Annotated in this window: 16 protein-coding genes; all 16 read right to left on the bottom strand. The window is 35.3% G+C overall.

The genetic code is table 11. From position 1 onward, the window contains the following. Positions 1–4: 4 nt before the first annotated feature. Entirely contained in the window at positions 5–136 is a 132-nt protein-coding gene (locus OOL01_RS05125; protein WP_264686477.1) for a hypothetical protein, read from the bottom strand. Between the two features lie 58 nt (positions 137–194). Continuing rightward, on the bottom strand, positions 195–1679 hold the full coding sequence (locus tag OOL01_RS05130) for a recombinase family protein (RefSeq protein ID WP_264686478.1): 1485 nt from the start codon (positions 1677–1679) through the stop codon (positions 195–197). Positions 1680–1681: 2 nt separating this feature from the next. Next, positions 1682–2113 (bottom strand): DUF2924 domain-containing protein, encoded by a 432-nt coding sequence (locus tag OOL01_RS05135; protein ID WP_264686479.1) that lies wholly within the window; start codon positions 2111–2113, stop codon positions 1682–1684. A 4-nt stretch (positions 2114–2117) separates the two neighbouring features. Then, complete coding sequence (locus OOL01_RS05140) at positions 2118–2591, bottom strand: ankyrin repeat domain-containing protein (protein ID WP_264686480.1); 474 nt, start codon at positions 2589–2591, stop codon at positions 2118–2120. Between the two features lie 41 nt (positions 2592–2632). Next, positions 2633–3355, bottom strand: a complete 723-nt coding sequence (locus tag OOL01_RS05145) for an ankyrin repeat domain-containing protein (protein ID WP_264686481.1) — start codon at positions 3353–3355, stop codon at positions 2633–2635. A gap of 167 nt (positions 3356–3522) precedes the next feature. Continuing rightward, positions 3523–4683, bottom strand: a complete 1161-nt coding sequence (locus OOL01_RS05150) for a phage tail protein (protein ID WP_264686482.1) — start codon at positions 4681–4683, stop codon at positions 3523–3525. Further along, complete coding sequence (locus OOL01_RS05155) at positions 4683–5459, bottom strand: baseplate assembly protein (protein ID WP_264686484.1); 777 nt, start codon at positions 5457–5459, stop codon at positions 4683–4685. The genes OOL01_RS05150 and OOL01_RS05155 overlap by 1 nt, the downstream gene beginning before the upstream one ends. 2 nt (positions 5460–5461) lie before the next feature. Next, positions 5462–5797, bottom strand: a complete 336-nt coding sequence (locus OOL01_RS05160) for a GPW/gp25 family protein (RefSeq protein WP_264686485.1) — start codon at positions 5795–5797, stop codon at positions 5462–5464. Between the two features lie 5 nt (positions 5798–5802). Further along, on the bottom strand, positions 5803–6057 hold the full coding sequence (locus tag OOL01_RS05165) for a PAAR domain-containing protein (RefSeq protein WP_253308982.1): 255 nt from the start codon (positions 6055–6057) through the stop codon (positions 5803–5805). A gap of 7 nt (positions 6058–6064) precedes the next feature. Continuing rightward, complete coding sequence (locus tag OOL01_RS05170) at positions 6065–6529, bottom strand: phage baseplate assembly protein V (protein WP_264686486.1); 465 nt, start codon at positions 6527–6529, stop codon at positions 6065–6067. Further along, positions 6516–6989, bottom strand: a complete 474-nt coding sequence (locus OOL01_RS05175) for a hypothetical protein (RefSeq protein ID WP_264686487.1) — start codon at positions 6987–6989, stop codon at positions 6516–6518. Before OOL01_RS05175 ends, OOL01_RS05170 begins: the two co-directional genes overlap by 14 nt. Beyond that, positions 6986–7498, bottom strand: coding sequence for a phage tail protein (locus tag OOL01_RS05180; RefSeq protein WP_264686488.1), 513 nt, complete (start codon positions 7496–7498; stop codon positions 6986–6988). Before OOL01_RS05180 ends, OOL01_RS05175 begins: the two co-directional genes overlap by 4 nt. Continuing rightward, the gene (locus OOL01_RS05185) at positions 7491–7811 is read right to left on the bottom strand and encodes a head-tail joining protein (protein ID WP_264686489.1); all 321 of its coding nucleotides are present in this window, start codon (positions 7809–7811) and stop codon (positions 7491–7493) included. The genes OOL01_RS05180 and OOL01_RS05185 overlap by 8 nt, the downstream gene beginning before the upstream one ends. 88 nt (positions 7812–7899) lie before the next feature. Further along, positions 7900–8904: a major capsid protein gene (locus OOL01_RS05190; protein ID WP_264686490.1), complete on the bottom strand. Its 1005-nt coding sequence runs from the start codon at positions 8902–8904 to the stop codon at positions 7900–7902. Positions 8905–8936: 32 nt separating this feature from the next. Further along, positions 8937–9311: a head decoration protein gene (locus OOL01_RS05195; protein WP_264686491.1), complete on the bottom strand. Its 375-nt coding sequence runs from the start codon at positions 9309–9311 to the stop codon at positions 8937–8939. A gap of 76 nt (positions 9312–9387) precedes the next feature. Next, the gene (locus OOL01_RS05200) at positions 9388–10422 is read right to left on the bottom strand and encodes a S49 family peptidase (RefSeq protein ID WP_264686492.1); all 1035 of its coding nucleotides are present in this window, start codon (positions 10420–10422) and stop codon (positions 9388–9390) included. Positions 10423–10442 lie beyond the last annotated feature (20 nt).

Here is a 10442-nt window from a genome sequence, read left to right on the forward strand (position 1 = left end):
AAAGTTAAAGATTATTATTTAAATATAAACTTCTATAATTTATAGATTTTGGATCATTTTCTACCACTGTTGCATCCAGTATGCTAGAATCTTCATTGTTTATATTGATATTTTCATATAATTGATTCTGTAACATTGATTTACTTTTCTATATCAATCTCAACATCTTTTGGCATGGCCCTTTTCTGTTGCTTTTATAAATCAAGACCGTAGAATTTCTCCAATTGCTCACTCCACAGCATCGGTATTTCCCTCAAGTTAGCTAACTTCAAACTCCTTGGCTGCCTCCCATTTACTATGTCTTCTTTAATCTTTGGTGCTAAATAGTTCAATCTCAAAATTTGCTGTATACGTCTTGTACCTATATTAATTTTGGCACTCAGCTCTTTCACACTTTCGTATTTTCTCTCTTCTAGTTGCCGTTTCCACAGATGGGCTCTTACCACTGCTTTCAGTAATGCATTGTTTGTTTTCCCCTCTGGCTCTACTACTGTGCATTTATTTCCTTTCTTCTTTATTGATATAAATTTTTCCTCCGATTCAGAATACACCTCTATTCCATCCTCTCTCACCAATACTGCTTTTATTAACTTTTTCACTGCTTCTTTCTGTTTTCCAAAGCTTAAATTTTTCCACTCTTCCACTTTTTCTTCCCAATTTTCATACAGGCGCTCAGCTCTCTTCATTACTTCTTTTTCTACTTCTCCTGCTATTACATTTCGGTTTTCTGATTCACAACTTTTTCCCCTTAAATGATTATTGCATACGTAATATCTATACCTTTTATTCTCTTTTTTTGCGTACGTCAGCGTCATATTTGCATTACAGCTCTTGCACTTAATTATTCCCTTTAGCAATGCTTCCTCGTATTTCGCCTTTCTATATGGTTGATTCTTTATCAATTCCTGCGCTTTTTGCCATTTTTCCTCTTTTATTATTGCTTCATGCTTTCCCTCATACTCTTTCTCATAATGTCTTATCTTTCCCATATATATCGGATTTGTTATTATTCTTCTCACCGTTGCTTTTTTAAAGATATCTGATTTTGTTCTATAACCTTCTCTATTTAACTCCCTTGCCAATTCTGCCATTGATTTTAGCTCCAAATATCTTTCAAATATATGCTTCACTGTCCTTGCTTCTTTTTCATTTATTATTAATTCTTTATCTTTTACATCATATCCAAGCGGCAAAGTTCCCCCCATCCACAATCCCTGCTCCTTTGATGTTGCTATTTTATTTTTTACCCTTTCTACGATCATTTCTCTTTCTAGCTGTGCTGCTCCTGACAATACCGTTTGTACAAACTTTCCCATTGGCGTATTATTGTCAAATATCTGTGTTACTGCTACAAAATTTACTCGGTGCCTTCTAAAAAATGACGTTACTTCTATGCTGTCTTTTGTTTCTCTTGATAACCTATCTAGTGTATATACTACTACACAGTCTATCTCTCCTCCTCTGACATCTTCAAATAATTCCTTTATCGCTGGTCTTTCTAAATTTTTTCCTGAATATCCTCCATCATCGTACTTTTTTGCCAATGCTACCCAGCCTTCTTTGCTCTTTATATACTTTTCACATGCTACTCGTTGCGCATCAAGACTGTTAAACTTTTGTTCTAGTCCATCCTCATTTGACTTTCTCGTATATATTGCACATCTTACTTCTTTTAGCATTTTCAACTTCCATTTTTTTCACGCATTCCAAATAATAAAGGGCCGTTGTAACTCATTCCCATTATTTTTCCTGCCACTGCTGACAATGATGTATAAAACTCTTCTTTGTAGATTAAACCCTTGTCTGTTACCATTACCGCATGCGTTTCTTCCCCTCTCTCTAGTATTAATTCTGTCCCTTCTACTGGAAGTTTGTCACTACTTATTCTTTTTCCCTTCTCTAGCCGATCTGCCAGATACTCTAGTCTTTTTAATCCTTTTCTTGACATTTCTCCATACGCTTCCTCCTGCATTCTATAAGCTAATCTTGGTATCAGATATTTCTTTGAGTATCTAGGCGCCTCTTCCCCAAATACCTTCTTCCACGTTTTTCTCAGCTCACCCAAAGGTTTTCTCTCTAAATTCATTACTTTCTTTTCTATTTCTTCTTCCATATTTTTAGCCTTTCATAAATAACTTTTCAATTCTTTCTGTTTCTTTCTTCAATATTTCAGTTATCTCTTTGCTGTTTTTCGCATAATCCATCCCTGTCATTCCAAATTTATCTGCTTGCTCTATTTCAGCCCCTGCTTTTACTAGCTCCTCCACTATTTCTTTTTCACCTACCATACATGCAAGGTGCAGCGGTGTGCATTTACTTCCATATTCTTCCGCATTTACATTCCCTCCTGATTTTATTAATTCTCTCACGGTTTCTAGGCGTTTCTCGGTTACCGCTAGATGCAGTGCTGTATATCCTCTTGCATCTGCTGCATTCACATTCGCTCCTTTTTCGACTAATAACTTCACTGTTTTTGCGTTTATCACATAATGCAAAACTGTTCTTCCTTTTTCGTCTCTTACATAAATATTTTTATATGAGTTCTCTAATAATTCTTTTGCTGACTTCTCTTTCTTGCCAAGCTTTAACATAATCCACCCCATCTTTTCTTTAAAAAATTTAAATCCCTTTTTTAAGCCTTCCCTCTCACTACATTTTCTATCTCATCTATCATTTCGTTCACTTGGCCCATTATCTTGCTTGCTAAATTTTTACATTCTTTCTTTATTAGCGACTTGTCTCTCTTCCTTATTTCTTCTATCTCTATTATTTTTAGCTCCGGCATATAGCTCCCATTCAACATGTCTGCTATTTCTCCCACTATCCTCTCTATTCCATAGCACGTCAGTTCTCTACTTTTTGTTATTCCTCCTTTTTCTCTCAGAAATTTACTTGCCCTTTCACTCTCTTTGCTATCACACAGACGATACTTTTCACTTTCCCAAATGTAATACATTGGTGTTGCACCATATTTATTCAGTTGATTAACCTCAGCTCCTGCTTTTACTAGCTCTTTTATTATTTCAACTCCTCCTATTTTGCATGCAGAGTGGAGTGGCGTACATCCACTGACATATTGAGTGGCATTTACTTCTGCTCCCGACCTTAGCAGCACTTTTACATTTTCTAAGCTTTTCGCAAATACTGCACAGTGTAGTGGCGTATAACCATTTTTATCTCTTGCATTAACCTCTGCCCCTTTTTTTATTAATAATCTCACTGTTTTGTAATCGGAGATTTCTACTGCTTGATGCAAGATCGTCTCTCCTTCTTCATTTCTTTTATTAATGTTTTTAAACCCGTTACTTGATACTTCTTTAAAAAACTTACTAAAAGATTCTTTGCTAAACTTCATACTTACCTCACAAAATTAGCTTTTCTAGCGCCAGACAAATTTCTTATATTTACCTGCTGCTATTCAAGTCATGTCCTTTTTAGCATAAGAAAGCAAGTCCTTTTCTTTTTATTTCATACACTTTTACCTATTATTAATATAATATATGAGTATCTAAATATAAGTACTTAACTTATTAGACATATTACTTGACTATTTTTCCAACTTCTGTGCAAATGTCGATGTTCGTGCCATTTCAGTACTCCCAGGTAAAATACTAAAATGTGCTTTTCTAATTCGTGTATTGAGTCTTTTTGCTCTGAATCCAAATCATTTTTATAGTAAACGTTGTGTTCTGCTAAAACATATTTTCTGACCTTCTGATCTGTATAATTTTCTACTTTATAGTTGTGAGTAACGCTAAATCTTTCTAAAATTGGCTTGTGTTTTAAATTCCAATATTGCCCTGAAAGTTTATCGCTTCCCAATACAAATTTATTTCCTCTTTCTTCTACGCTACTAACTGGAAAGCACGCATTTATTTCTCCTAACCTCCAACTGTCCGATAATACTATTTGTGCCTTAGCAAACTTAATTTCTGGTAATAAACTCTGTGGTAATGGATATAGTGCTTTTAAATTGTACCACTGATGACTCCTTTCATAGATGCCTTTGTAATCTTTTGTATGAGTTTCTGTTTCTCCAAGTACTGCTACATCTAATCGATATATGTCATTACTAAATGTTTGTTCATAATGGTTGCGTAGATAACTCTCTATAACCTTAATTGACGTAACACTAAACCTGAAGAAATTTACTCTTCCAAACGATAACACCGATCCATCTTTTTCTATTTTTACCCCTGAATAGTCAGAAAGAAGATCTCCAAATAAACTCTCATCCAATATAAATCTCTGCGCATTATAATAATCGTTAAAAATTCTCATCAATCTGGATCTTGCAGGTAATGATAGTTTTGCCAGTTCTACTACTGCATCTACAAAAAAGTCATTTGGAACATCTTTTATTCCTATTTGCAGCTCAAAAAAATGTTTTCCAGGTGGTTCTTCGATAATTGTAATATCTTCTATATTTGCCCATTTTAGTGCTATTTTAAGTGATTCAGGTGTTCCTCGCAGTCTTTGAAATTTTACTCCTTCTACTATGGCTTTTCTTTTATCTTTTACCCAGCGTAATATCTCTTCTAAACCATATTCTTCTATTATCCACGACAATGTTTCTTCTTCCAATCTAAATTTAAATCCTCTAATACAGCTTGGATCAACCTTATAATCTGTTGCATCTACTAGCGCTTTTTCCTGTTTTGTTGCATTTGGTGGTAATAGCATTACTCAATCTTTAATTTTCGCAAATTTGCACACTCGTTCCCTAGTATCACAATATCCTCTTTTGGCTCGATTAATTCTACGTTTTCCACTCCTTCCACAAACAAATTCGCTATTATCCATGATCTTGTAACGTTCCATCCCAGCCTTCTATTTGCTTCAAACTTCTTAATGAACTGTTTCTTGATTTCCTCCTTCGATATTACAGGACTTATGCTCATTCTGCTGTGAATATCTATTTCCGTAATATTGCAACCAATTACTGTTACTGTATCTGTTAAAACCCTTATATCATCTCTAGTAACCTGCTTTTTTACAATTTCTAGTAGCTCTTCTAACGCTATGCCAGTTTGTGTTGATAAGATTGAAATTTGTACTTTCCCTGGTATAGTTGATTCTACTAATGCATCTTTTACTCTACTATCTGCCGACAGTGCATGATACCTATAATACTCCTTGCTTCCACACGTGCTTGAGCCTACTATCTTTGCTTTAATTCTTTTTCTAAATCGTTCGTCCTCTTCTTCTTTTTGTCTTTCCACTCCATAAAACTCAGCCAAATTATCAAGATCTTCTCCTGTCGCAAATTTAAGTAAGTTACTCTTTACTGCTTCATTTATTCTTTCTCTAAGCAAAAGTTCTCGCCATGCTGCTACTTCTAATACCTTCATTGCTGGATCACTTTCCACCAATCCTGTAAAACTTGCATCTCGCTTTACTAACTCTTCCTTCATCCGAGAAAAAATCTCTTCAAAGTTCAGTGGTTCAAGCTGCTGCATTTTTAAACAACTACTCCATTAATATTTATGAACTTACCTTCTGAAAGATAGACACCTTCTAAATTCAATGTTACTCTCCCTTCTTTTACTCCTTCAACTTTTACTTTTTCTAATTTAAACCTTTTTTCCCATTTTTCCAAAGCTTCTGCTGTTGCTGCATATATCTCAAGTGTTAAATCTCTATTTATCGGTTTATCAACTAATTCAAGTAGCCTTGAACCATAACTTCTCCTCATTATTCTACTGTTTACTGGAGTGGTTAATATATCAATTATCGATTGTTTAAGATGGTCTAAACCTTCCAATTCCTTTCCACTAGTAGCACTCATACCACGCATCTTTTTTACCCTACAAATACATTTTTGCTATTACCCATCACATAAAAACCACACGATACTAAATCTCCTGTTCTCGCTACACCAATACCATTCACAAGTACTCTGTTTGAACCTTGTACTATCGTCTCTCCCAGAGTTACAATATCACCTTTTCGACACACAGATCTTCCCTTTTCAAAAACATTGCTGCTTCCACTCATACAAACATGAGCTGGTATCCCACTACAATAATCTCCTATACAAACTACTGCTTTTCCCATGTATTTTTTAATTTAGGTCTATTCTACTTCCTTTCAGTTTTATTCCACTTTTTGTCATTTCTATACTCGATTCTCCAGCCTTCAGTGTTATTTTGTCTACTACTTCAATCTCTAAATGATGTTTATCTTTATCGTATGACAACTTTGTTCCATCTTGAAATGTTAAGCTACTCACCTCTTTTTTATTTTCTAGTGCAGAGTACTTTTGTTGATATATTCCAAGAAGTACTACTCCTAAAGATAATTCTCCCAGCGGGGAAAGTATAACTACTTGCTCATCAATATCTGGCGGACACCAATCTCTATCTTTTCCTGCTTTGCTCGTTATCCATGGCACCCAATCTGTTAAAATTTCTCCTATTTTAACTCTTACTTTTACTTTTTCATAATCTATTTCTTTTACAATTCCTATACGAATAACGTTTGCTAGCTTCCTATTCAGCTCTGAAATTGCAAAACTATGGTCTAACATGCACTTCACCTATCTCAATAACATGTGGCATTATGCCAGTTGACCATACTGATTTACCCGAGTGTACCTCATGAACCCATTCAACTAGCCACACAAGATAAGCATCTAGCTCTGGCCTAAATCCGTCAACTTCCGCAGAGATAAATTCAGCAGGTGAAACATTTTCCACATTCCAAGTATTTTTATTTACTACTCTTGCTACTTCTGCTGCTAATGACCTTACAACTAACGAGGAATCCTCGACTGTTCCATCAACTACAATTCTCGCTTCAAATCTTGCTTTTAGGGCTAATTCCTCTGTTCCAGGATCTTTTCCCGATTCTAAACTCACAAGCTCTACAAATAACGCTGGCGCTACTAATTCTTTTCTTATCGATGGATAAATTTCACAAGTTTGAATTGCTGGTATTTCTCTCTTCAGCGTGGTACAAATTTTATCATGTAAATCTTTCAAATTCATCCTTTATAGCTCAATTCACGTTCAAAAAACTTTGTAAAGACTTCTTCAACTTCATAATTAACAAGATTCCCTATTATCCTTGAAGCATCAGGTTCTAGTGGCAACTTAACTTCCTTTATTGGCAATGCTGCCCTTCCTTCACGTTTAAACATACCGCTATTTCCTTTTGGCATAACTGCTGCAAATCCTCCTATAAACTCATGCTTTCCTACTTTCGATCCTCTTCTTGTTTTTTGTATCTTGCCAATTGTCGATGCTCTAATGTCATAGAGATTTGCTCTAATTAACACTTCTAATCTGCTAGTTTTCGCCTTAAAAATTCTTAATCTCTTTCTTATCAAACTTAATTTTATCTTCTTTTCCTCACTGATTTCCCTAGCTGCTTGCGCTTTTAACCATAGTGCCGTTTTGTTTAGTGCTCTTACCGCTGCCAATTCTATTTTGGCTTTGTTAGCATCAATGTTGTGAATAATCCTCTCAATATTTTCATTAACCTCAATGTTAAACATCCTTCTCTCCAAGTACTGTACATTTTATATTCCATACTATTCCTGAATTATCTCGCAGCGGTGGAGAATACACTTTATATTTACGACCATCAATAACAAAAATATCTCCCACCATTGGCTTCAGTACATCAAAAACGTTTACCTCAAGAAAAAGCATCTCTCCCACAAATTGTCCTTCACCAATCTCGTATAATTTATCTGGCTGTTGTTTTAGTACTTGTACCACATATGACTTATCATTTGATTCATACAAAGCCACTTTTCCTAAATGGGCAAAACAATCTTTTAGTAGTCTCTTAATATTTTTTTGCATTTCTCCATTTTATGTATTAAGGTTTATAAGTATGCTAAGAAGGAACATACTGGTAGAATACCTCACTACATTCATTCTACCGGTATTGTTATGTTGCAGCAACTTTGACTAACACTCCAGGTCTATGGCACATTGGCAAAGGATTTGACTGTGTATGTAAATCGGTCCCTCTATCAAACCTCCTTGGCTCTTGTTTTGCATATAGTGGCTGTCCAAGAGTATTTACTGTTTCATTAAAATCTGCTGGTGCAAAATATGTTGTAAATGTGCTTGCTGTTCCTAGTGGAAAACAGTGCCCTGTATCTTTCTCAATAAATCTTCTTACCGTCCCTTCAGGGTCAGTTGCTTGTCCTCTATATTCCTCAAACGTTATGCCACAGAACGTAAATCCTGATCTCATATCATTTCGAAGTGCTGCTCCTTCTTGCCATCTCTCATATGCTTCTTTTACTTTAGCATGAGAAGTTAGTGTATCAAAAAACTCAGGGCTTACCAAGGTATGAACTCCGGTCATATATTCACCACTTAGATTATCTTCTATATGCCGGAGTACTTCCATACACTTACGCTTTACATCTGTTGTTGCTGTTCCTAGTGCAAAATTTACTACTTTTGGCGTGATTTCAAATTCGTTGTACAGATTTAATAATTCTGACCCATCAGCATCTAAAATTATTCCTTTCAGCGCTCCCATACGCAAATGCTCCAACGTTATTGCATGTTTATTTCTCATTAGCTGCAAATGGTCAGTTATTACATCTGCCAGCGTTTTCAGTTCACTTTCTGATCCAAATGCCCTTATTCCCTGTACTTCCTCTGGTAACACTACATCATCATGTGGAATATGTGGAATCGTAAACGTTCTTACCTTTCTTTTTCCTCTTTTTCCTACTGTTGCTGGTGCTCCTGGAACTTGCGTTGGTAGTAAACTTAATACTCCGTTTCGCTCTTCTATGGTAATATGTCTAAATCTTACTGACCTACTTGGAAATAAATTTAAATTTTCAACTCGTCCATAATTTATCGGCAATATATTCATCGCATTTGTTAGTGCCGTCATGCTAAATGCTGTATTTGTAAATGGATTTTGCATTTTTTCTCTCCCTTTTTTCCTATTAATTTTAGTTAAACTCCCTTGCGAATGATGATCCCTCGTGCTTCAAGTTGCTTTATTGCTGCAGCTTTCTGCTCTTCAGTAATATTTGTTGGCCATACAACTGCATGATCTGCTAGCATTGCACTGCGAGTAATAATTACTCCTTTAATATCAGAATCTTTGCTATGTATATCGGTTGTAATTACTCCTACTGCTGTTTGTGTGCCGTCTGTTCCAGTGGGGTTCAGCACTCTAATAAAACCATCATCTGTCTTCTTGGCAACTACTGTACCAAGTTTAATATTTTGACCTTTCGCTACAGTTATTTGGTCTCTTGAATATAGACTTGATGCCTCATACTTTAATAAGTCACCCAGATTATTTTGTTCAGTTATACATGTCATATTTTCTTTTCTCCTTTTTTTCCTTTAGTTTACCGCCATGTTTGTAGTTGTTGTACGCGGCGGTTATACAAATACTTTAAATGTTTGATTGCGCACGACTTTTCGCTACCTGCATCATCAACTCTTCTCCTGAATTCTGTGGTATTGCACTTAGTATTTCTGTCTTCTTCGTTTGCTCTGCAAGTAACTCCATTAAAACTTCCCTGGCTTGCTCAATACTTACGCCCTGTTCAATAAATTCTCCTATCTTTTCTGGCATCTTTGATACATTACATAATCTTATTATCTCTAAAATTTCTCTACGACAGTTCTCGTAGCCTTCCTCAGTTAACTCATTAGTTGTCATACTAACACTCCTATGATTGTTGATAAATTCAAAAAATGTTGTAACTCCATCTGCAAGACCTATTTCTACTGCTTTCTCGCCAAAATATAGACCTGCTTCTGTTGATCGAATCTTTTCAATTGAAAGACCTCTGTTCCTTGCTATTAGCTGCACAAACATTTCATATAGTCGGTCTATTTCTTTTTGTAAGCTTTCTAAACTTTCAGACGTCATTGGCTCATGCGGATTTAAATCATTCTTCCGACTACCAGCAAAAATTGTGGTGTATTTTATTCCCTGTTTTTTGTCAAATCCACTTTGATCTATATGACTTGCTATTACTCCAACACTTCCTACTCCTGAAGTTCTACTCACAAATACCTTTTCAGCGCTAGAGGCTATAGCGTACGCAGCAGAATATGCATCATCATTTGCTATTGCAATAATTCTCTTTTTTACTCTTGATTCATAAATAAAATCAGCTAGGTCAAAGACACCGTTTACTTCTCCTCCTGGACTGTCTATGTCAAGTAGAATCGTCTCTACGCTTTTATCTTCTAAAGCACTCTCTATCTCTTCATGAATATTTTCATACGAAGTCATATCTAAAATATGATCAAAAGCTTCTGTTTTTTTTGTCAAAACTCCATAAATACGTATTATTGCTATTCCTTTTGGGTTTATATGAAAATGCTTTAAGTTCTTAAAGATAGGTTGTTTGCTGTTATATAATGATAGTAGTTCAAAACTTCTTCTCTCTACCATTATTGGTTTATTTATCCACATCACTTTCCTCCCCTTATTGT

This window comes from Wolbachia endosymbiont (group B) of Rhopobota naevana, from assembly GCF_947250615.1.
Taxonomy (GTDB): Bacteria; Pseudomonadota; Alphaproteobacteria; order Rickettsiales; family Anaplasmataceae; genus Wolbachia.